The organism is Janthinobacterium sp. NKUCC06_STL (assembly GCF_019345455.1).
Taxonomy (GTDB): domain Bacteria; phylum Pseudomonadota; class Gammaproteobacteria; order Burkholderiales; family Burkholderiaceae_D; genus Janthinobacterium; species Janthinobacterium rivuli.
In genome coordinates, this window is record NZ_JAHKQY010000010.1 from 144937 (window position 1) to 168261 (window position 23325).

A 23325-nucleotide genomic window follows, 5' to 3' on the forward strand; every position below is an offset into this window, starting at 1 on the left:
TTTTGGTCCCTGGACTTGTCAGGCCGCGATCTTGCCACGCAATTCTGCCGTGGTCTCGATTGCCTGGCGCTCACTGGAGCGCGAGGCTGCGAGGTTTTCCCTGAGCGAACCGATTGTGCGTTCTGCCTGTTCCAATCGTGCGTTGCCCGCCTCGATGGCCACGCGTGTCGACGTCAGCTCGGCGACTTGGCGGCGCTCCCGCTCCTGGCTGGTGGTTAACTGACCTTCCAGTGAATCGATGCGCAGCTTGTTCTCGGTCACGCGCTCGGTTAAATGCTCTCGCTGGGCGGTGCTGACAGCGGCCGTTTGTTCGGCAGCGGTTCGTGCACGTCGCTCCGACTCTGACTCTGCCTTTGCAGATGCCAAGTCAGCTTCCAGGCGTGGCATAGCCTCCAGCCGCATTTCCAGCTTGGCCAGTTCGGTGTGAACGCGCTCGGCGCCGGCGCGTTGCGTCAGGGCTTCTTCGCGCGCGCTTGCCAGGTCGCGTTCCAATTGGTCGATACGGCCCTGGAGGGCAGCGTTGCTGTCCATGAGCTGACCGATATTGTCCTCGTGCTCCTCAAGCTGCTCCGCTAATTGCTTGTTCTCCCTTGCAAGGTCCGCAGCCGTTTCTTCGCTGTTTGCCAGCTGCGATTGCACCTCCGCTGTCGCGCGCGCCACCTCCTGACCAAAATGCTCCTGCAGTACGCGCATCAGGACTGGGGAGAGGGTGATGCCCGTCGCCTGTTGCGGCTGGCCGCTTTCCCAGTTCTTGAGCATGGGATGTACAGTCCCTGGGCTTCCGCTGCCGTGTTCGGCGATGATCAACCGAACTGTGGGTTTTGTTCCTGTGGATTTGAGGCGGTTTGCTATAGAGTTGACGTGATCTTGCGTGATGGTGGCGAGGCGAGGCATTTGTGTCCTGAATTTGTATCGTTACGTATCATTTGTTTCGTAACATATGATACGTTATGAATTCCTTTCGCGCAATTGTGAAGAGGTGGTGTGCAGGGGACGACGCTTCAAAAAGGCGCTTGTTTCAAGGAATCGAGTCGATACGACAGCGTGTCTATGCATGTTGTATCGTCCCTGGGGAGAGCAGGGGAAACGGAAAAATCGTACGCTAAGGACTTTTCGAGTTCTTCAGCTACGCTGTCGGCTTGCTGCGGGCCAGCAGTCGCGCCACGGTGGATGGATGGACATTAAACAAGCGTGCCGAATCGGCAGCCGTTTTCTGGCCGGAATCGACCAAGTGGATTATTTCTTTTTGTTGCGTTGGCGTGAGCTTGGGACGGCGGCCACCAATGCGGCCTTCTGCACGGGCGGCCAATAAGCCGCTACGGGTGCGTTCGTGCAGCCTGGCACGCTCGAATTCGGCGAACGATCCCACGATCTGCATCATCATGCGCCCGGCCGGAGATGTGGTGTCGACCGCTTCAGTCAGGCTGATGAAGCCGGCGCCCGTCTTTTCCACCGCCTCCATGAGGGTCAACACGTCCTTGAGCGAGCGTGACAGGCGGTCGAGCTTCCAGACAACCAGCACATCGCCTTTGCGCAACTGATCGAGTAGGCGATTTAATTCGGGACGGTCCCAGCGGCCCGCCGATGCTTTTTCCTCGAATATCTGCTCGCATCCCGCAGAGCTCAACGCTGCGATTTGTGCAGCGTTGTCTTGGTCCTGAGTGGATACGCTGGCATAGCCGATTCGCATGCTCTGGCTTTCGTTACTCACTGTCAATCTGGGCCGGATCCGGCCGATTTTCCAGCCGCGCCCTCGACAGCGCCACCGCCTCATGCAACTTTTGCTCCAGCAGTTGCCGGGACGGCAAGCCGGTCAGGTACTCTGCGACGTGAATGCCGCTTTGGTTTAGTTCCAGCAGTTCTATCTGTTCACGGTTCTTGCCTGTGCAGAGAATAATGCCCAGTGGCAGCGCTTCGCCCGGCTCTTGTTCATGTTTTGCCAGCCAGCGCAGGTAGAGCTCCATCTGGCCCTTATCGGCCGCCTTGAATTCGCCGAGCTTGAGTTCGATAGCAACCAGGCGCCGCAAGCGGCGGTTGTAGAACAGCAGGTCAATGTAAAAATCGTTGTTGTCGATTTGCAGCCGTTTTTGGCGGGCGACAAAGCTGAAGCCGGCCCCCAGTTCCAACAGGAAATGTTCCAATTCGCGCAGGATGGCGTCTTCGAGATCTTTTTCAAGGTAGCGATCGCGCAGTCCTAGGAAGTCCAGCACGTAGGGATCCTTCAGCACGAGATTCGGGCCGAGCACCCCCTGATCGCGCAAGGTTGCCAGTTCACTCGTCAGCAATTCGTCGGGCTTGCGCGAGAGCGCCGTGCGCTCGAACAGCATGGAGTCGAGCCGGCCCTGCAAGGTGCGCGTGCTCCAGCCCTCGTCGCGACACATCTCCAGGTAGAACTCCCGCTTGAGGGGATCGTCGATGTAGATCAGGCTGCGCAAATGGGTCCAGCTCAATTGTCTACTCAGCGCGTAGACAATCTCCTCGGCCTCGAACACCTCGCTAAAACGCAGCATGTGGCGCAGATTTTTGGCGCCGAAGCCGCGTCCGTACTCGGCTTCTAATTGTCGCGCCAGCGAAGCGACGATCTGCTCGCCATAGCCGGCCCGTTCCCCTTGCAGCACCTCGGCGCGAATGCGCCGGCCAATGCGCCAGTACAGCATGGTCAAGGCGGAATTGACCGTGGCGGCCAGCCCGGTCCGTGCTTCGCCGATCAGGATTCGGATGTCGCCGGCCAAGCCGGTTGTCAATGCTGCAACTTGCTCGTCTTGCGGTTCCACCAGCTTGCTCCTCGATACGGCTCGTTTAGTACAAACCTAGCCAATGACGATCATTATGCAATACATTTGTGCACCATGTAAACGCCATAGAAACCGTGTGATGCGCAATCATCTATCGTCGAGGGGAGCGCTTATCCTGCCGTTCCATTCTGGCCCCATCGAGCTAGACAACTTTATGGCTTTATCCTAAGGGGAAGACAATCCGATCTCCTTGCTCTCCCATACATGGAGCTATTCAGGTGGCTGTGGGCAGTGCAGGCGACTCGGCATGGTGCATGCTGGTCATCAGTAGGCACGGTGTGCTTTTTTGGGGATGGGCATGCATCTCGGATGGGAATTGACACAGCAGATCTTGGAAATCGGCCTTGGCACCAAAGATGGGGCAGTCCAATGGAGGGAAAGTTGCCACTGTACTGACAACGGTATTGGAGAAAGTGGGTACTTACTGGTTTCCCACATGAGTAGCCGCAAGTCCTGTCCGTCCGATTGCACTTGCGCATATTGCCGGCGCGCGGAGTGCCGCAGGTTCTGCGCGCCTTTATAAATTAACTGTGTTAATGTACAGTGGTTTCGATTTTGAATGTTCAGCTAGAAAGGATGCGTTCTCTATGCGTTCACTTGTATGCCATCCGGTGCCGATGAGGGCGCGTGTGTTATTTATTCGTTCCAAAGGTGTACTGTTCGCATCGGAAGGCAGTCCCGAGATGACCCGACGCTACGTCTGGGCGCCCATCCTTGAAGATCTGCTCGTGCCTTATCCCGATGTGTGTGTCGTTTTTCTGCGCTCAGAGGAGGAAGCCCTAGAACCCGAGACGCTCAAGGGCAACTTAGGACGGCTCGGACAGCGTGTGATTGATGTCCTGACGTCAGATGATCGTTCCATCGCCGAAACGGTGCGTGGTTGGCGGGAGCATCATCCCGAGGTGATGCAAATGTGTCTGCTGACCTCCACCGGTGCCGCAGTTGCGGATATGGCGGGCATCGTATGTGATGCTGCGCCGGGCGTCAGCGCGATCGAGGTGAAGTCCCGGTTGCAAGGTTGGCTGGAGCCGGAGAAAATGGTGGCTTGACGTGCGCTGCGGGGAAACTGGCGGCCATCCGGGTGGATGTCCCCTTGCTACTCTACTCCAAGCAGCAGCGGACTGCATTTGGGCAAGCCGCGAAGGAGGAAACTGCGGGACGTATCGTTGTCGTCAGACTGTGCCACCGGCTACGGCTGCGATGGCGACGTCCACGAGGGCGTCTGCGACGGTGTCCGCGAAGGCGGCGCCGTCGAAGGTGGTGATACCCATGGCTAAGCAGGCCAGCGCACTCCGCGCAACGACACCGTGCTGGCCGCGGTCTCCTACAGGCTCGGCAACGACATCGTGAATCTGACGTTGATCGGCACGGACGCGGTCAACGCCACCGGCAACGCGCTCGATGGCGCGCAAGGCGCCGACACCATGGCCGGCGGGGCCGGCGACGACATCTATTTCGTCGACCATGCGGCCGATGTCGTGCTGGAAAAAACCGACGAAGGCATGGACGCCGTGTATTCCACGGTCAACTACACCTTGGACGAGCATGTCGAGAACTTGGATCTCGCGGCGGGCGCGGCCAGCGGCGTGGGCAATGCGCTCGACAACCGGCTGACGGGAAACAGCGGCGCGAACCTGCTGTCGGGCGGCGCCGACGATGACACGCTCAAGGGCGGCGCCGGCAACGACATCATCCACACGGGTAGGGGTGCCGACATCATCGCGTTCAACCGCGGCGGGGGGCGGGACACGATTCTTGCGAGCGCGGGCAAGGGCAACACCGTGTCGATGGCCAATGGGATCGTCTACACCGACTTGCTGTTCACGAAGAGCGGCAACGATCTGGTGCTGGAAACCGGCGCCAAGGAACAGCTGACCTTCAAGGATTGGTACGCCGACGCCGACCACCACAGCGTCGCGAACCTGCAAATCGTCGTCAAAGGAGGCGCCGACTACGACGGGGCGTCGGCCAATCGCTTGAACAACCGGAAGGTCGCGCAGTTCGACTTCGATGGCCTGGCTGCGGCGTTCGACAGGTCCCGCATCGCCAACCCGGCGTTGACAAGCTGGGGGCTGTCGTCGTCCCTGCTGGAGTTCTACCTTGGCAGCAGCGACACGGCGGCCATCGGCGGCGATCTGACTTACCAATACGCAAGGAATGGCAACCTTTCCGCCGTGTCGCTGGCGCCGGCGCAAGCTTTGTTGATCAGTCCGCAGTTCGGCTTGGCAAACCAAAACCTGCAGGCGGCCAGCGTCTTGCAGGATAATTCGCCGCGCCTGCAGTAGGGCCAGCGCCGCGCTCCTGGCGCGCCGCCAGCACGCTCACCAGGCTGACCTCGAATGTGCCGCCGGCCGGCAGGGCGCCCACGTCCAGGACGTTGGCGCCCTGCCGGCCGTTCGACAACACGGTTTTTTGCCGTTGGCGGCGACTTGGGCCATCGCCACACGCGGCTCGGCATCGGCGTTCCAGTTCAACGCCAGGCAGCACTGGTACAGCACATCGATGCGTGGGGGCAAGGCGTAGGTGCGGTGGCTGCCCGTCGCCTCCTCGTGCATGCGGCTGCCCGACGCCGCGGCGGGATGCATTTTCAAGGCGCCGCCGCCGATGCTGCTCGAGATGTTCAGGTAGCTGTAGCGACCTGCATTCAAAAATGGGCCGACCTGCATTCAGCGGCTGCTTTCGATTGAAGGTCGCTACACCTATGATCTTTAGTAAGGGGGGCGTCGTGATTAGTTGAGTAATCACGACTAGATTGCGGAAAAGGGCGCTCGGCACCTTTTAGTACCGTAATAGGACAGGTAGCAGCCCGCTCCGGTAGAAGTCTCATAGTATAGAGAACTCAACGCCTAACCCACACTATAGACAGAGAAGGGCGCCATTAGAGTCTGCCATTACAGCAATACCAGCCGCAAGGCATTCCCATCGTCTTACCGCAGTGTCTTTAAGCCCCACTATTGGATGAACAGCCAGTGATCGTACCTGCCGGGTACATCGCTTTCATTGGCTTGCTTCCACTTCGCTTTACTTCCCTCCCATTGACCAATCTTTTGACCTCTGTGCGCAGATTTAGCCGCTGGGAATAAATCCCGGTGCTAGACGAGACAGACAACTGTTCTTGCCGCCAGTTCCACGCTTGACATAGGTGGCAGTGGATTGCATCAACGCGTCATTGCCATGAGTTCTTGCATTTCCGCTGGAAAACCCACCAGAGGAATACGAGTCGTTTGGTCGGCATGATGTGTTGAGCTTGCACGTACATCTCGTCGTGACAGTACGTTTGAGGGGCACGCCGCTTGCGTAATCGCACTGGTAGTCGTGTGCGACGCCGGCCAAGCAATCAATCCGAGTGCGGACGGTGAAGAAATTTAAAACGCATTCGCTGTAGTAAGCGTATGACCCATTTTTCAACCTTAAGGAGAGTACCCTATGTCTCACAAAACGAAACCATCCCCGCTCGCAATTGCCCTGGAAAATGCGCCCGCCCTGCTGAATTGGTACAAGCTTTTCAAGGCTGGGACCGAGCAATTCGTTGCATCTGAATTTGGTGGGCAGCTGCTTATTGCCGCCGCTCTTCATGTCCATCCCATCTACACATGGGACATCTGGCCTATCCTGGGGAAAATCTTTATCGGAGGATAAAGGGTAGTTGTCACTTCCCCGATTTCCATGAACATGGTGAAGTGAAAATAAAATAGGGAGGGGCGAGAAAACGAGGCGTAGTAAACGCTATCCCACTATTCTTCAGGTGTTCGATATAATCGCCCCGCCCTTATTAATTTTGATTAAGGAAGTATATGCATGTGGCCCGAGTGCAATGCCACCCTTTCGGCGGCTTGGGCCTGCAGGAAAGGGGACGATACCCTCTTCGGTGGCACGCTGCATCGCTGCGTAGAGATTGGCGTCGCCTGTGCTGCTCCTGCCGGCATCACGCACAACTGCGACAGTATCGGCGCTGGCCTTGGCGATGCCGCCAAACTGGCTCAAGTATGGCAGTGTCATGTCAACTGGCTGGGTCAAGTTGACCATGGCCGATGCCACGGAGCCATCCAGCTAGTTGCCGCAGTTACCCGAGCCACGTATAAAACTGCGTTGCTAACTTGCTGCATTGGCCAGCTCCTCATCAAAGGGAATAATGCGCAGCTTGAGTGCGCCGTCATGAAAATCTGACTGCTCATTACGCTGAGCCTTCACGCGGATTGGCGACTGTGAAGCCGTGATGTTCGAGAACAGCACGGCATACGGCGAGGAAGGCTGGTACATCCAAATCGTGTTTGGCATCGTTGACGCGCCAGCCACAGATTCTGAAGTCAGCGGGGCCGAGACCGTCGCCGACGTGGTCGACCGTTGGCAGCAGGGCAAAGTCGTGTTTGTAGGTCCGGCCACCCTCAGCAGAGTCGGCGTTATCATAGGTGCCTAATAATGTCCAGTCGAGCGGCTCGCCGCTATAGGCGTCGCATCCACCGCTTGCCCCCACCGCCGCATGAATAGCGATCCGGTAAGCTTCGCCGATCGCAGTGGCATTGCCGCGCTTCCGGTCGCGCTTCACATGGGCCTGCGCCTTGTGTACCAGCCAGCGCTGATAGGCCATTGGTTCGACGATGCCGACAAGGAAGGTGGGAAGGGCGTATTTTCTTGGCACGGTATCTCCATCATGTTTCTTGAGGACATGATACCCGACGCCCCCGCACAAATGTAATGCTGGTGCGGCAACAAGGCCCTTAAGGACTGCGCGACCTTGGTCCATCGCGATTATGCGCCAGATCTGTCCAGCCACAACCTGTGCCGCAGGATGGTCACCAAATTGATAGTTGAGCAGTTCGAGCAGAAAATTTTTTTTGCTTATTCGGATTGAGGCGGGGCGACTCCGTAGTCCTTGTGCACAATGCCGCGCGTCGACTCGGCATTGATCAGGGCTGGTCGTACCCAAACAATCTTGCGCTCGAGTTGGCGTAGGTGCCCACAAACTTTTTTGCAGTATAGATCAGCATCTTCATCCTCTCGCGCGACTGGTGACTGCTCTACGCGGAGAGAAAGCCCTGCATGCGAGCAGGAACAAAGCTGGATAGGCCATTTCGCAGCATTGCACTCGCGCCTTGGCGTTACTAGATAGGCTCTTCAGACCTAAAGGAACCTGTCCTCGACCGCGATCGCAGCTGCTTAATGCGCTCTTGCAGAGCCAAGGCTGTTGGGATATTCAAAGCTGCAAGCGCAGCAGCGATGTCGACAAGCGCCTGTCGCGCATTGACCTTTTGCGACAGTGCATGCGCATCGGTGCTCACTGCCGTCGCCACCAGCTCCACCAATGCCTGCCCCGTACCTTCACGGTACCAGCGATTGGGAGGGTCGCACTCCTTCAGCATGACGGCGAGCCAGAGAAGCCCGTCAAGCCGAAGTGGGGAACCGAATTCCGTCGTCAGAAAGTGGCAGAAACGTGTGATGCATTCTTCGTCGCGGGACAGGTGCGTCGCAGCCCAGCGTTCGTAAAGATCGCTCATGCGCAGAGCCCCGCCCGGTTTGTGTCGAGCCAGGGCATCCTCGTTCCCGAAGCCAAGCAGGTTGCAAATCAAGCGCTCACCGTAGAACCAGAGGCCAGGTTGAGACCAATCGGCTACGAGTCCATATTCTACGGTCGCCCGCCAGACGCGCTCGAATGCCGCCGGGTCCTCAACTTCTCCGAGACGCAAGAAGATGCCGCGAATGAAGTGCTGCAGCGCATAATGTGCGGCCGGACCGTGGGTGAGAACAGGCTCCCAAATCGCGCGCCCATCCCCTGCGGGCGCTGTGATGGAAAGGGCTGCGAGCTTCAATAGAATGTCATAGCCGATGTCCTGGCTTGGCAACTCGTACTCCCCGTCCGTCTTTTGGCGGGCCTTGGCCCGGGTTACATCGTAATCCCATATGCGTAGCACCAAGCGAGTGTCGAGGTCGTGATCGCCAGTGCCACTGCCTTCGACGAGCCAGTTAAACAGGACATCGAGCAAGTGACCATCTAGCAAACCACCCCGTTCACGCTCCGGCTTTCCGCCCCAAATCTGTTCGTCGGCATCATAGAGCCGCATCCGGCGCCGGAAGTCCAAGCGTTCACGACCCGCAGCCACACGCTTGAAGTCGATGTCATCCGGCGTCGCCTGCGGTCCACGCAGCGGAAAGCGCCGCAGCCGCGCAAGCCACGCAGCCCAGACACGCTCCGGGCCGTCGCCATCACCGTGGTGCGGAACGAGCAAGACCAGGCCCGTCCAGAATAACCCGGCGCGGAGCAGCCGCCACCACGCGGTGCCAAGCTGCTTCCGATTGGTATAAGCCACTCCAATCACAACGGTGATGGCCCGCTTGTCGCCACTTGTCATAAGCCGCAAGACGGCGGCCTCCCACTCCTGAACACCATCTCCAGCGGCGAGCCATAAGTGCATGACCGCGTACGAGACGAACTTCAACTCGTCGCGGAGGCTTCCAGCTCGCTGTCCACGAATTTCCTCTCCGGTCGATGCGACCGCCGCCAGACTCGCGCGCACGACTTCAAACGCGTGCCGCTGCGCTTCAGGATTCTGGATGAGCCAAGCTCCCCCCAAGGCGACCAGCGTGCTAGCTGTAGCGACACGGCAATTCGATATCACTTCCTCATCTTCATTCCGTACGCCGGCATCACACTCCTGAAGCAGAATGAAGAGGTAAGCAGCCTCTTCGTCAGTGAGCGGTTGCCCTCCGTGAAGCCGCTGCGCACATCGGTCCGGCACAAGAATGTATGCGAGGGTGGGCTCCTTTTCTGCCTGCCATGACTGCACCTCTATGCGCAGGTCGCTAGGACAGACGAAGCGCTTGACTTGCGCGCCAGTCGTCGGGTCGGTGACGTTATGATAGTTCGCCTGATCAAGCGTGGCAAAGAACAGCTTGAACTCCAGCGCCTCTTTTGGGTCTTCAGGCAGCGTCCAGCTTGGGAGCAGCGTTTGAAGGCGCCGCGCAATGACTGCATCGGCCTGTAAGAGCTCAACAACGACATCAAGGAGTTTTTTCTTGCGATGGGGGGCCAAGGTCCAATCACGCGCGAGGTCGTAAATTGCCTGACTACCTTGGGGCCGGTCCCATCCAATAATGTTGTAGCCAACCTTTTCAACTCGCTTGCTGTCCCAATAGAACAAATTCGGGGATGTAATCAAGGCCGAGAGGGATCCCACTAGCAACGACGGCCGATATTTGGCGACGTTGACGAGCACGCTGACAAGCGCAGCAGAGTTCCCCTCACGAAATATCCTCTCGATATCAGGGCCGATGTCTTCACCGGCATCGAGCTGCAGCGTAAGCCATCGTTCCAACGCATCGAGAGCGCAAAACAAGCTTCCTTTGCGCCCTGTGGCATTGGACTGCGGCCAGCCGAATACTTGCCACCAGCCTGGAAAGGACTTCTCCGACCCGTCCGCAAATTGCAGTGTCACACCGGGAGCCTCACCGGCTCGCCCGTTCATGACCTCGGCAGTCCAGCGCTCCGTACAGAAGTTAACCAACGCAATAAGCGCAGTAAGCGCCGCGTTCGGTGCCAGCTGGAAGAAGGGAAAGAAACGGCTCTTCCAGAAGGCCGTCGGGTATGCGTCCTGGAGATATTCTAGGCCGAGGTCTATTTCGAACCGATTGGCACCGGACTCTCGTTCCGGCTGGTCTTCAATGATGAGCGCGAGCATGACTTCGGCAGCCAACTCAGGCTGTGCCAGCATCAGAGACTGGATGCCATACTCCTTGATGCAGGCAGTCCGGAAATCCATATCGATCTTATGCCTTGCCCCTAGCGGCCAGGGCGGCAGTCGAGTGCGGAACGACCCAACGGAATGCAGCATCTGCTTCCGTTCCTCGTGCCGCAACTTGTACTTGGCATCGGTCTTCAGACGCTCGGCGTGTACTGTCGCCTTCTGTAGCTGAACCTCGGTAATGCGCCGTTTAACATCAGGGTCCATCTCTCGGCGCCCCGCAAGTTCGAGCGCCCAATTCCCGACTTCGGTCGGCAGGTCGGCTGCGCCGGCCAGTGCTGCCGTGTACAGCAACGGCTCAAACGGAGCATAAATCACGCCGTGGCCTTTCTCAACCTGTACATTCCGAGCCATGTCGAGCGCCAATTGCGCCATCTCCCGGCGGTAAGGCATCCGGGCACCGCTGCTCAGCGTCTGTGGCGTCTTCGTCAGCCAGGTATGGATAACCTTCGCGAGGGCAGAGGAAACCAGCTCAGCTAGTCGCTTCCGCTGCGCGATGAGGAAGCATAGAACAGATGGCCACCGGCCATAAACAATTGAGCGGTACTGCGCCTCCATATACAGACCGAGCGCGCTATGATCTATAGCGCCACCGCTCGGCACCGTTGCGACGTGGTGGAAACGCATAAGCAGCCGCGTAAAGTTCTTCGCTCCATTGCCGAGTAAGAGATCAACGCGCTCGGTCAGGAAGCGTTCAGCGTCAGGATCCAAACAAAGCGCGTCAAGGAGGATATTACCCGCCAACTGGTTGTTCGCAGCTTCCGTTGCCTCGAAGGCGAGATCCCAGGCTGTGCCAGTTTCAGCTGGCTCTCGCAGCAGAAACTGACCCAGCATCCGGAGCGCGTTCGTCCAAAGCGGATTACCGACCAGGGCTGCCCACTGTGGCGTGTCAATCCGAATCTGCTTCAAGTACTGGAAGCGCGCCCAATCCGCTGCGAGGTCGTGCTCAAACTCTATTCGGCTAGTCCGTTCGTTCAGCCGCAGCGGAAGTTCCTGGGGCCGTTGCGTGAACGTCGCCGCTTCCGCCGGCGCCAGGTCTGTCAGCGCGAAGCTACGTTCAAATGACGCCTCTCGCTTGGCGAGGTTCATCATCAAGACCTGCATGTCGGGACGCTCTTTCGTCCAATGTTTCCAGAGACGGTCGGCGATGGCGGTATGAGATGCCAATCCATTGCCTTTTTTTCCTAGCGCCGCACCTGCTTGGAGCACCCAGGCCAATGTCTTTAGGTTGGCCAGTGCTGCGATGGTGTCGTCATGCCCAGTCAACCACCCCAAGGTAGGCCAAGACCGCAGCACCAGCTTCACAGCATCACTCTTAAGGGCTTCAACTTCAACGAGATGCGCTTTCCTCCCGCTGAGGATGGTCTCTTCGTATTCGCCCCAGCTCTGGGTCTGCGTAACGATCACGACCTTCCAAGCCCAGCTGGATCCTTCAACGTCATTCGGCAGGATGGCTTGAAGCAGCCTGCGAATGACGACAAACTCATTGGCCTCTATACGTTCCGCAGAATCGATGACCAGTATGTTCTGCGGCTTGACCGTAGCGTGCAGCACAAGCGAAAGTTCATGTTTCAGAGGAATGGTGCTGCGTCGAGCCGCACTGAGCGCCGTCCTCAGTTCGTCCGGACCGAACCATACCTGGTTCCAAGATGCATACTCACCGTCCAAGACCGCTTTGACCAAAGCCGACTTTCCCGAGCCCGACTCGCCAAAGACCACCGTTACAAGGTTATCGGCGAGGGCTGCCTGAAGCGCAGCTTTTTCTTCCGTGCGGGGCACGGCATAGCCTGAAGGCAGCTCTGTCTCAATCCGAGCCTTGTAATCCACGGTGATGTTGGAAAGCGCCTCCCAATCGTACTCAAAGTCAGGGTGATGTCGCAGGCCAAACTGGTTTCGAAACAAAGCCAACAAGCCTGAGACTGTGATGGTCCCACTGCGAAGGCGCCCCTCTTTTGCCACGTTGATGAGTCCCTCCCAAAGGGACCTGGCTTCGTCGTCACTGCCAGATGTAAGCAAACGCTGGCATTGCGCAATGGCCTGGTTCTCGTTCTCGGAATACGCAAGCTGAAAATTGGTCGGTAGCACGTGCAGGCGGCGAATAAGTTCGATGGTCTCCTCGTCGGATGCCTCCCCAGGCTTCTTGACGCTGTCGAAGACGCCCAATTGCTTCTTGTTGCTGCGGATGCGGCTCATCGCAAGCAAAGGATCAGTGCCGCTGCACGCGTTCTTCACCTCGCGCCACGTCGGGTCGAACTCGGGATGAGTTCCGACCGTGACTAGAGCCAGCTCGTCGGTCGCGCGATTAAACGGTCCCTGCAGATCACGCCATTGGTCCCAAGCGCGTTTCACAAAGTCAGCGGGGACACTTGCTGCGGTCACTTGCAAGTTACCCTTTACCGAGATCGCAAGTCGACGCGGCGCTGCAGCAGATTGGCTCGTCAGCAGCAGATCGTCGATGTGCCATCCCAATGTGGACACTTGGGCTTGGATCTGCGTGACCACGGCGTCGATACCTGGTGCTCGCTCACCTGACAATGCCTTCACCAGTTGCCAGGCGCTTATAAGGTCCTCTAAATCGAACCCGGCGCCGCTCGTTGAACGCAGCGTCGCGGTCGCAGGTGCGGATTTCACGCCTTTGCCGCGTGACGATTTCAGCTTCGAGCTGTTCTTAGACGAAGCCATGTGTTTCCGAATACTTGTATTTATTTTTTTTGCCATATCGTTCGGCGAGTGCAGCATCAAGTTTTATCAAAGGTGGCTTTGGGCCGGGCTCGGCTAACTGACGAAGGATAGCATTATTGCTGAGGTGATAATGCCCAAAATTAGTTGTAAAATCTGAAGTGTCATGATCTTCGAAAGCACTGCATGTGCGTCAATTACATTCCGGTTACCCGCCAAGGACTTGACTTCTTCAACACAGTGGCCCCGGCCGACGCTGAATGGCCAGCGGAAACTTGGCAGGACTACCCTGCTCCAATCATCCGGCGCCACGCTGATGGGGGACGCGAGACGCTCGTCGGTACATACGACATGGTTCCGCAGAAAGATATTCCCGCTCACATCAAAAAATACTCGACCATGAATGCCAGGTCGGAGGATATTGGCTCGAAACGCTCATACTCAAAGGCGTGGCGCGAAGGACAGCTTTGTCTGGTACCGATGGTTCGCTTTTTCGAACCAAATTGGGAAACGGGCGTCCATGTACGTTGGGCGATCGGCATGCGCGACCAAGCCCCATTTGCCGTGGCTGGCCTGTGGCGCGCTAAGGAGGACAAGAATAGTGGCACGCTCACGCATTCCTTCACTCAGTTGACCATCAATGCCGACGGCCATCGCGTGATGGATCATTTTCACCGCCCGAACCAGAAAAAGCGCTCCCTCGTCATCGTGCCAGAAGCCGACTACGACGATTGGCTCGACTGTCGCGATCCTGAGCTGGCGCGGGCTTACCTGAATCTTTACCCTTTCGAACTTGTGGCTGCGGAACCGGCACCAAAACTAATGAAAGCGTAATCTTTTTTCCACTAGGGATCATCACCAAAGTGGCAAATAGGAATTTATACAATAACTCGAGCCAGGCTGCCTCAATCGTTGTGCAGCCCGTGTCCATACAACAATTACTCACCTGTAATTTTCAAAACAATCCATGACTCTTGTAATCGCCGGGCACGACATCACACCTGACACCTCTAGGCCAGGCTTCGCCGGCAGCGTGCGCGGCCTGTTCGTAACCGCAGATAGCACTATTACCGACGGTCACCAGACACTGCTAAGCGGCTTCAAAAAGATCTACCGGGTACCGATCACGGTCTACCAGCCAAGCTTCAACGGCTACGATTTCCAGGGCTACTTCACACCACGTCTGGAGAGCAACTGCTTCATCGCTTTCGCGGGCAGCACTCTTACCGCCCAGCACGTGCTCAACGGGATTAACAACCACTTGAGTCTGATGCGCTATGGGTATGAGGGCTCCGGACCAGCCGTCCGTGGGACCTACCAGATCCTGATGGACTGCGAGCGCAACAAGCTACGCGCCGGCGGCAGCCGATGGCCTGAAGACATGTTCCTGGACAAGGACATGGAAGGGCTATTGACGGCGGAAGTCGTGACCCGCGTGGTGCTGCACGCCATCCACGGCGCGCTCGCCACCGCAAAGCAGCACAAGATCGACAAGCGTGGTTGGGATAGCCTGTTAACGGAATACGTGATAGGCACTTACTGCGAGAGGGAGAAGCGTAATAGGCTTTACACCATCATACCAAGCCATCGAATCGTCGAAGGAATAATTGAGGACGTCGATCTTGCGCTGCATGAGGTGCCCCCGGGGGAGCTGGCGGTACTGGGCATGCAGCACTACAAAGCAGGTGCGGTGGAGTCCTTCAACAAGGCGCTAAATGCGCGCAGCGACGTCAAGAAAGCGATGTTCGAGTATCTGAACTGCGCGATTGATGAAGTGCTGACGAACAACACGCGCGAAATCAACCGCCCAGCCATTCTCAGCGCGTTCAGCCGAGGTGACCTGGTCGAACTCGACAGAAGGCGCTGATGGTCCGATTCTCGTGAACTAATCGGGCCAGAATGAACTATGTTTTGCCAGTGGAACACACCGGAATCGGGCTAAAATAGGCCTTTTATGAACTAATCAATATCTCTTTTGAACTATTTATAATTCACTTAACCCTATGATTTTAAATGGTTAAGTCGGAAATTTTTTGAGTATGCGGCTGGTACGCTTTCTAGAAACAGCTAACAAACTCCTTCATTATGCAGATTCCGATAACCTAGTTAGGAAGAAGCATCATGAAGATCTTAGTTACGTTGTTTGAAACGCTCGCTGCAATTAACGATCCAACTACTCAAATGTTTATTACGCTCTTAGTGGTTCTGGGTGTCGTGGGGTTGGCGTTGTACGTGGCAATGCTGGCCATCAAGCGCGGAGGTACACGATGAGCCGGGGCGCGTTCGCCAAGTTGCCCTCGTCTTGGGTGCGGCAACCGAAACACTTCCCCGCAGCCGGCGAAGGCACAGTCCCGTACACCGATGAACTGGGAAACCAGGTCTATGTCGAGGGGGAGGTGGCCATGCTCCAATGGAGTCAGCACAAAGGCGGCGCCACGGCCGCCCTGCTGATCCTGTTCGCGCTCGCGGTCATCTCTAACAAAGCCCAACGCAAGGATGGTTTGCGCAAGGACGAGACGATAGCGGCGACATATCCCGATATCCATGCAATGGTGCCGCTGTCCCGCAAGCTCATCTCGGATGGGTTGGAGCTATTGGTGATGGTTAAGGCCATCACCAAGGTACGCGACGGTCGTCGCAACCTCTTCACACTAAACGGTATCGATCTGAACGGACACTGGTGCGCACTGCCTCAATCGCACCTGCAGGACGGTCAAGCGCAATTGCGGCGTCTGGGGCATTTCGTCGACCAATTGCGCCGGCCCTCCTCCCTGCACGCGCTTAAACTGTACATGCTGATCCTGCACTTCCGCGATCGCCATACAAACTTCGCGTCGATCGGCTACGAGAAAATTCAGAGCTACACCGGATTGCGCCGCAACGATATCAACACCGCGAAGAACCTCCTGATCTCGATGGAGTTGCTGCGGCTTGTGCGCGATGACGAACATGCGAGACGTCCCAGCGATCCGCACCACAAACGCTACGCGGTGTGCGGACTGAACGGTTCATGAACGAGTCTCCGTACTGCCACCTCTTTAAGACGAAAAAACCAGAATAGGAAATTATGAAACACACCGGGCATCTTGAAATATCCGCCATGAACTACGAACAATTCGTGCAACTCGAGGAGGTTACTGGCAACCTTACAATTCGTATTGAGCACGGGACCCAGAGGCAGGTTGATCCCATCGTAGGCAGATTGTCGGTGCTCGCTAGAGTGGGTGGAAACCTTGAATTGAGTAGCAAAGTCGAGTTGCCTCGCCTCGTCAGTGTGACTGGGGACCTTTCGTTATACGATGTTGAGGAACCAACGATGCTGCGCTATGAGGGAGACGAAGGCGAAAACCCCAAGGCTGGTGAACAGTACCTGTTGTCAGCGCTTTCGAGCGTGAATGGCAACCTCAAAATTTTCGCCGATGTCAAGATGCCTGCCCTAACGCTCGTGGGCGGCTATCTACACATTGATAGACGCAAAAAAATCCGAGCCTCATTTGCCAAAGAATCCGGCGCCAAGGCCATCTTGCCTTCTCTGGCCAGCATCACGGGTTCCCTCACCATCGTCGACCAGGCGGAGGTGCATGCCCCCGTGCTCACGGTGGTAGGTAGTGACGTACACTTAACTACCGATGCCTGCCTGCCCGCGTTGGACCGCGTGGGTGGCGACCTGGCTATTCGATACAAGGCCCGGGTACAGGTTCCTGTTCTTACAAACGTCACGGGTAACGTCCAAATCAATGGCAATGCTGCTTTACCGATGCTAACCACTGTGAAAGGGAATTTTAGAACCCAGGGTAACGATGCGGAGCTACCATCGCTTATGAGTGTGGGGGGAAACATCAAAATTGATTACCGTGCCTCATTGCCGCTGCTTGCCAACGTTGGAGGAAACATTTCTGTATCCTACCCCGTCGAGATGCCTGCTCTCGAACGTGTTGGTGGGTACCTCAACGTTGGCAAGTCAGCTACCTTATCGGTGCCGATGCTTACCTGCGCGGCTGGGTCTCCTTACCCTTTCGAAAGGTCGAAGCGACACATGGGACATTTGGAAATTGACGCTGTGAATTCCGAAAAGTTCGGATCGCTTACTGAAGTCATCGGCGATCTTGTCATCAGTACAGCAATTGAACTTCCACTGCTTGTTCGGGTTTCTGGGAATCTTACAATACTGCAAGACGTCAGGATGCCAGTACTGCGAAGCATAGGCGGCAACCTTACCATCCAGCAGGACAGTCGCGTTGATCTGCCTGAATTATTAAGCGTCGGAAGCGATTGCGTTCTCGTGTGGAACAAGAGCTGGAGCGCTTTCAACGACATCATTCCTTGTCTTCCAAAACTCGTAATAGTAGGTGGACGTCTAGATATGGTGATTGGATGTGAGCTGCCAGCACTTTCTGAGGTGGGCGGTGACCTCAATATCCACAGCGGTGAACTACCGATGCTTCGAAGTGTCGGTGGCATGCTCGAAATTCGAGGAGATGCAAGATTATCGATGTTGACAAGCGTAGGAGATGATCTGCATATCCACAGCAATGTCGAATTACCAAGACTAATACGCGTTGTTGGTGGAGTCTATATATCCGGCCGCGTCAAATTGCCGATCCTGATGAGCGTAGGTGATAGCCTCCATGTTTCCGCAAGTAGCTGGCTTCCAATGCTCAGGGAAGTGGGCAAAGATATGAAGATATCAAGCCACGTCCAGCTGCCGCTGCTCACACGCGTCGGGGGGTGTCTCATGATGAATCACGATGTCGAACTCCCCGTTCTTGCGGAGGTCGGAGGCGCCTTGCGGCTCGAAGTTGGTAACACAGGCAAGCTCCCGCTCCTAGCTTTTGTGGGCGGTGGGGTTATGATCATGAGCGATATCGAACTGCCGATGCTGACGGTCTTGTACGGCGAGGTTTTCGTCATGCGTACTGCTACACTGCGTATTCCCAGGCTCAAAGTCGGAAGCGAGGATACCAAGTAATGTGTTGACTGGACCAGACCTTTGTCAGTCACCGTTATAGGTTCCCGTCCAGCGAAGCAATAGTACCCCGTCTGTCGGCGCTGGTCGCCGCCGAGCTTCTCGCCAGTCCCCATTCTGGGCTCAATGGAGGACATCAGGCCAACTTGAACCAACTCCAAGCCGCTGCCAAGATGCCGACAACCGCGATAGCGATTCTAGCCGGGTGATTCTTCAACCACGCACGGGCAATCCACCTCACGGGATGGCGCTCGGCAAAACGCAGTTCACCGCAAAGCTCCTCGAAATTTCGAACTTGTACACGTGCAGTGACTGCCGTTTCCTCTGCGTCCGAGAACGCCGCGCGCAGATAGCGAGGCAGATCGTGCTCGGTGATTGTTTGAACCCAAGTCGTTACTTCCTTGAGGTTGCCTGCAAGGATGGAACGCGATACGCCAGCGGACTTGTCCTTGTCCGTAAAGTCAAATTCCAATCCAAACCCTTCATAGAATCGATTTCGCCGGAGCCGGTTCTGCGGATCGCCAGCATCGCTGGCCAGTAAGGTCACTTCGCGCACTGGGGTGTCCGGCCATTGTTTCGCCCATCCTACAATTTCATTCATCAAATAGGTCCCCAGCCGCCCTCCCCGCAGTCGTGGCGGATCTACGATGACATATCCACCTGTGCTCAGGCACGAGGAGGTGATCGAAATGCCGTCAAAGCCCTTGTCGTAAAAACCCGTGAATTCGCCATCCGGGATATCGGAAGCAGTTTCGGCACCGAGGTCCCAATAGAAAACGCTGATCTTGCCGCGATGGATTTCGTTGGTGAGTGGATCCCGCTTCAGCTCCTCCTTCCTTTCGACAAGTATCCAGTCGACGCGCTCAGCATCTTTGGAGCCCGCCACGCGCTTGATCTCAAGCACGCGGACATCTGGTTTCCTGCGGTTTTGTCCATGGCCCTGGGGCCGAAACGATGAAGTGATCAAGGTTACTCCAAATAGACAGTCAGTTTCAGCAGCAAAGTTGACGCTGGCCGGCCGCCGCAAAGCCTCATCGCAAGCGGCTGCTTGTTGCTTGTATCAGCTTTACCTCTTCAACTTGCTCTTTTCCGCCTCGACGTCCGCCCGCTCCGCACTTCGAGTCCAATCCTCGGAGATTGCTATCAGCATCGCCGATGTTCGGGGGTACTTCAGCGTCGCGTCCGCCCATGCTTTGTAGCGCGTCGCAAGCTTGTACTCCTGCTCTCCGCCCTCGTTGATGCCCTTAATATATGCGCCACGCTTATTGAAGCACTCGATCATAAATCCACGTTCGATTTGCACAGACGCCTCCGCTTCGATCACTTTGCATACTGCTGAAGGAGGCCAGAAGTGTTCGTCGACGTCTTGAGGAGCATAAGCCAGAACGAAACCAATCCGGTTATCCCCAATATCAACGAGATCCTTGGCTGCAGCCAGAACTCTTACAGTCTTCACCCAATCGGATAGCATATTCGCGTCGATCTTCCCGTCAAGCAAACCGGGCACAATCTTGAATTCCGAAAGCAAGTCGTACGATGTATTTGCCCGCGCCTTCGCCTCCTCAGTGAGAATTTGATCGGCGGGCGCGCTTTTGCCCCTGAAAACATGGGACAGCACATCGACGAACATCTCAGGGTCTGATGCCAACAAATCGTAGATGACCAATGGTTCTCGCTCTTGACGCAACAGTGGCAAGTAGGCGTATTCCGCATTGGCGATCTGCCTCTTTTCGACATCAGTGCGCGTTCGCAGTTCCTTCAATGCCAGCCCGATGTAATAGGGAAGCATGTTCCCCATGCGCTCGAATCCCTCGGCCGCCTGGCCAACACCCGAGGCAAGCATGTCCATCAGCAGGCCCGACGGTACGTCTTTACTTCTCCTCTGCATCCAGCCCAGTACTTCAATGTCCCGACCAACGCTTCGGTATTGGTCGATCGCAAACAGAAGATCGTCCACGGATCCTTCGATGGGCAACATGCTCAGGTGATGCCAATATTGTTCCCGCACCTCGCCGCCGAGGACTTCGACATAGGCCCAAGTCTCCCGAGTGCTTGGCCAACCTAGTAGGAGTTTGGCCTTTGCCGTGTTATCCGGGACTTGCGACAGAACACGATCCTGGAAGCGGTTCATCCATTGGTCGCCGAATCTGTTGAAACCATGTGTCGAGACGTAATATGAAAGGCTCGGTGGTGCGTTAGGGTCCAGAGCGCCCTCCATCAACTCGAACATTTGCTCGAGTGAACACGGAATCTGACCCAAGGTTTGGCCGAGAAGTTCCGGCAATTTAACCATCTTCGCGAGCTTCAGAATGCCAGGCACGCCGTCTCGCCCAAGCACGCGCTGGAGGACGTCCTTGCGCAAGTTTTGTGAGTCGTCGAGCGCTTCTGCACCCGGGATGTATTTGCCAACATGCGGCGTCCAGTCATCAAAAGCATGGCGGTCAGACACAAGAGGATCGGTAGGACGATGACGTTCGACCAGATCTTTCATAGCGGCAAGCTCCTCGCCTCTCAACGCCCAGTCAGAACCACCGAAGTATTCATTGCGCGTCGCCTCATCTTTGAGGGCATGCCAAATCGCATTGCCTTCGGCAACACTGTGTGCAACGAGATAGCTGTCGATGTGGGCGAGCACCTTCGCCCGATTTAACGGCTGTAATTTGCCGATCTTGTTGACAAAGGTTCCTAGACGGTCCTCGTCGTCGCCAGCTGCGGCAAGCGCTCGCTCGACGACCGCGGTTTCAAAGTCCCACACCAATCCGTAAGTAATCTCTTCGAGCTTTTCCGGCGCCAGGTCGCGTAGCTTTGGATGCTGGGTAGGAGTGGTCGAGTCCATACTTGAGGGTAGAAGCTTTTTTAGCAGTTGCCACCCGACCTCGGGACATTCCGCCAAGACTGCATCAAGGCATGCGATGCGCTGAGGCTGCAATGCATATGTGTTGGGCGCCCACCCCAATAAAATGTCGCGCAGGCTGTTGATGGGTCGGTTGACGTGATTCGATTCCGGTTCCGGATCCAGTTGTCCAAGCTTGGCCAAGACCACTGCGGCACGGTTTAGATATCGGGGGTCCCAGGCTATAGTCTCCAACGCCCAAAGAAAACGTACATGTGGACTAGACGGGCCGAAAAAGTGCTTTTCCTCTGACTCAAAGATCTGTGCCAACTGCTCCGGGGCGCCCGCGAGCATAGACTCGAGGGCCTGCAAAAAAGGGTTTGGGGCGGCCTCCGCGATCAACGCGGTCTGGTCGCCAAGGCGTACTATCGAATGGTGCAGTCTCCCCCATTCGGGCAACGCATTAATCACATCGTCGACGTACCTCTGCGGCGACTTACCCTTGACGTACAGGTCTGCCACCTCATGCATTGACGCGATGATCAGCAGTGTCAACGCAAGACCATCGCGTAACCATTGACTGTAGTCTGACGACGCAAGTCTAGCCTGATTGAATTTTTGCTCTCGAGACGGCTGTTCGGGCTGTGTGCCGAAGACCTTGATAATGGCATCACGTAGCCGCGACAGGTCGTCATCGGTAAGCTGCCGGCCGTAGAAATAGAAGGCGTCCACCGGAGCGCGTACCTGCCACACCTCAGCCTCTCTGTCGACAGGGCGATCTGGCATGCCGAGCGTGGGCATTAGGATCCCCTCAAGCATGCCATAGGTGGCATAGCCGCCAAGCTCTTTGAGCACATCGCAGTCGGCGGGGACGTCGCTAGACCAACCACCGGCGAGAAGCGCTGGTTTAAGTGCTGTCGCATGCCCCACCCATACGGGATCGGCAACGGGCGCATTTTTGATGAGGCGTTTCAGGATAGTCAGGCTGCGTCCACAGCGATGCGCCAGCTCGTAGCCCTGCCCATGATCAAGCCCCATATCGATGAAGCCGGGCACCATGCCTGAAGCCGTCGGCCGTTTTAGCACGGGGCCGCGTCTGGCCTGTGCGCCCGTTGCAGCGGACAAGGTGGGGCAATTCTTGGAGAGCATTCCTGCTAGTGATTCGGCAGTGCCCGTAGCGATGAAGACCATATTGGATTTCATCGCTAAGAAGCGGGCGGCGGCATCGGTGCGAACGATCAACGTCCTGGACTCCAGCGATTCACGCACGCTAGGCTCCGCACGGCGGATCGCCGCAACCGCGAAAGCTATAACCTCCTCGGACGTCTCGGCGCCAAGCATGAAGGATTCGGGTTGCCCGAGAAGTTTGGCAATCAGCGCGTCGGCCTCCTGCTGTCTATCAGCGATGACAAGTTTCTCACTGAGCTGCGGCTTATACTGTGTACTGAATTCCTCCCAATACTCGTCGGTGCTCAAGGCATCGTGTTTCGGAGCTAACTTAAGGACATCACGAGCGTAACGAGCAGCAATGGCCGGATGATCGTCGAGCCAGTGGACCAACGACGAACCGTCAAGGTATCGGACATCCTTCCACTTTCCTTCGTTACGGCGCTCATCCTCCCATTCGGGGATCTTCTTAGCGGGGGTGTCCCAACATTCCAGGTTGACCAAGACGAGCGTATTCTCCGCCATCTCGGCAGGAGGAGTCTGTCCGGTCCGCTTTTCATAATCTGCGCTGGCCTTCTTAGCACCTTGACCGGTACCAAATTCCCATTTGGATTTACCCTCTGGAACGAAGCCCTTCGCCACTTGCGTCTCTAGGTCGCCATCCCAGCCGCGCACCTGACTGGCCTCGCCATTTGGGAAGCGAAATCGCGACGCATCGTTGATCGTCGCGCGGATCAGGTCTGACACCATGGCGGGCATTTTCTCGCGAGCGTTCAGGAGACTAGCCCAGTTATCCAGGGCCTTTGTGTCTATCCATTGCATGCCATTCTCTCTTCCCTTATGGTATATAGCACCTTCGATGCCAATTGATCGAAGTGTGTTAAGAACTCTGGCCCACCTCGATGCGTCCCCACATATTTGGCTGCGCAATCGTACACCGTCGAGGTTCTCAGCAACAGAGTTGTTTTCATGACTATCGATAAATTACAAGAAACGTCAGTCTTTCTTTTGCAACCTCTCTTACACTAGTTATGCTCATAGCAATAAGAAGACAACCCTTTTCCTTTGCGACTGATGATAAAAACGACGCTACAAAGTGTAACCAGATCATGGAAAAAGCTGTGCATACACTTGTCGACGCGGTTACGA

At 56.4% G+C, this 23325-nt stretch carries 17 protein-coding genes; 8 read left to right on the forward strand and 9 right to left on the reverse strand.

All coding sequences use genetic code 11. The features are described from left to right. Positions 1 to 18 precede the first annotated feature (18 nt). The 3 genes from KO539_RS24785 to KO539_RS24795 all read right to left on the reverse strand — a co-directional run bounded on the left by KO539_RS24785 (position 19) and on the right by KO539_RS24795 (position 2774). The gene (locus tag KO539_RS24785) at positions 19 to 894 is read right to left on the reverse strand and encodes a DNA-binding protein (protein ID WP_219312462.1); all 876 of its coding nucleotides are present in this window, start codon (positions 892 to 894) and stop codon (positions 19 to 21) included. Positions 895 to 1126: 232 nt separating this feature from the next. Beyond that, positions 1127 to 1711 (reverse strand): recombinase family protein, encoded by a 585-nt coding sequence (locus KO539_RS24790; RefSeq protein WP_374106487.1) that lies wholly within the window; start codon positions 1709 to 1711, stop codon positions 1127 to 1129. After that, entirely contained in the window at positions 1704 to 2774 is a 1071-nt protein-coding gene (locus KO539_RS24795) for a YhcG family protein (protein WP_374106488.1), read from the reverse strand. The genes KO539_RS24790 and KO539_RS24795 overlap by 8 nt, the downstream gene beginning before the upstream one ends. Positions 2775 to 3382: 608 nt before the next feature. Here KO539_RS24795 and KO539_RS24800 point away from each other — a divergent pair. Together KO539_RS24800 and KO539_RS24805 are read left to right on the forward strand one after the other, a co-directional pair. Next, complete coding sequence (locus KO539_RS24800) at positions 3383 to 3844, forward strand: hypothetical protein (protein WP_219312464.1); 462 nt, start codon at positions 3383 to 3385, stop codon at positions 3842 to 3844. 297 nt (positions 3845 to 4141) lie between these two features. Next, positions 4142 to 5080, forward strand: a complete 939-nt coding sequence (locus tag KO539_RS24805) for a hypothetical protein (protein ID WP_374106489.1) — start codon at positions 4142 to 4144, stop codon at positions 5078 to 5080. 36 nt (positions 5081 to 5116) lie between these two features. On the opposite strand, the gene KO539_RS24810 is transcribed toward KO539_RS24805, so the two are convergent. Next, positions 5117 to 5461 (reverse strand): hypothetical protein, encoded by a 345-nt coding sequence (locus tag KO539_RS24810; protein WP_219312466.1) that lies wholly within the window; start codon positions 5459 to 5461, stop codon positions 5117 to 5119. 760 nt (positions 5462 to 6221) lie between these two features. Here KO539_RS24810 and KO539_RS24815 point away from each other — a divergent pair. Next, positions 6222 to 6434, forward strand: coding sequence for a hypothetical protein (locus KO539_RS24815; RefSeq protein ID WP_219312468.1), 213 nt, complete (start codon positions 6222 to 6224; stop codon positions 6432 to 6434). Between the two features lie 102 nt (positions 6435 to 6536). Here KO539_RS24815 and KO539_RS24820 read toward each other — a convergent pair whose 3' ends face one another. From KO539_RS24820 to KO539_RS24830, 3 genes are all read right to left on the reverse strand, one after another. After that, a complete protein-coding gene (locus tag KO539_RS24820) occupies positions 6537 to 6821 on the reverse strand; it encodes a hypothetical protein (protein ID WP_219312470.1) in 285 nt (94 codons plus the stop codon). A 148-nt stretch (positions 6822 to 6969) separates the two neighbouring features. Continuing rightward, a complete protein-coding gene (locus KO539_RS30385) occupies positions 6970 to 7722 on the reverse strand; it encodes a hypothetical protein (RefSeq protein ID WP_257626450.1) in 753 nt (250 codons plus the stop codon). 175 nt (positions 7723 to 7897) lie between these two features. After that, complete coding sequence (locus KO539_RS24830) at positions 7898 to 13273, reverse strand: hypothetical protein (RefSeq protein WP_219312472.1); 5376 nt, start codon at positions 13271 to 13273, stop codon at positions 7898 to 7900. A 123-nt stretch (positions 13274 to 13396) separates the two neighbouring features. Here KO539_RS24830 and KO539_RS24835 point away from each other — a divergent pair, with 123 nt between their 5' ends. The 5 genes from KO539_RS24835 (at position 13397) to KO539_RS24855 (ending at position 18179) form a co-directional block, all read left to right on the forward strand. Continuing rightward, complete coding sequence (locus KO539_RS24835) at positions 13397 to 14044, forward strand: SOS response-associated peptidase family protein (protein WP_219312474.1); 648 nt, start codon at positions 13397 to 13399, stop codon at positions 14042 to 14044. Between the two features lie 133 nt (positions 14045 to 14177). Further along, positions 14178 to 15077 (forward strand): hypothetical protein, encoded by a 900-nt coding sequence (locus KO539_RS24840; RefSeq protein WP_219312476.1) that lies wholly within the window; start codon positions 14178 to 14180, stop codon positions 15075 to 15077. Between the two features lie 254 nt (positions 15078 to 15331). Further along, on the forward strand, positions 15332 to 15481 hold the full coding sequence (locus KO539_RS24845; RefSeq protein WP_219312478.1) for a hypothetical protein: 150 nt from the start codon (positions 15332 to 15334) through the stop codon (positions 15479 to 15481). Beyond that, positions 15478 to 16224, forward strand: coding sequence for a hypothetical protein (locus KO539_RS24850; RefSeq protein ID WP_219312480.1), 747 nt, complete (start codon positions 15478 to 15480; stop codon positions 16222 to 16224). Before KO539_RS24845 ends, KO539_RS24850 begins: the two co-directional genes overlap by 4 nt. A 53-nt stretch (positions 16225 to 16277) precedes the next feature. Continuing rightward, a complete protein-coding gene (locus KO539_RS24855; protein ID WP_219312482.1) occupies positions 16278 to 18179 on the forward strand; it encodes a hypothetical protein in 1902 nt (633 codons plus the stop codon). 133 nt (positions 18180 to 18312) lie between these two features. Here KO539_RS24855 and KO539_RS24860 read toward each other — a convergent pair whose 3' ends face one another. Both KO539_RS24860 and KO539_RS24865 read right to left on the reverse strand, forming a co-directional pair. Continuing rightward, positions 18313 to 19143, reverse strand: coding sequence for a hypothetical protein (locus tag KO539_RS24860; protein ID WP_219312484.1), 831 nt, complete (start codon positions 19141 to 19143; stop codon positions 18313 to 18315). 99 nt (positions 19144 to 19242) lie between these two features. After that, complete coding sequence (locus KO539_RS24865; RefSeq protein WP_219312486.1) at positions 19243 to 22998, reverse strand: hypothetical protein; 3756 nt, start codon at positions 22996 to 22998, stop codon at positions 19243 to 19245. Between the last annotated feature and the right edge of the window lie 327 nt (positions 22999 to 23325).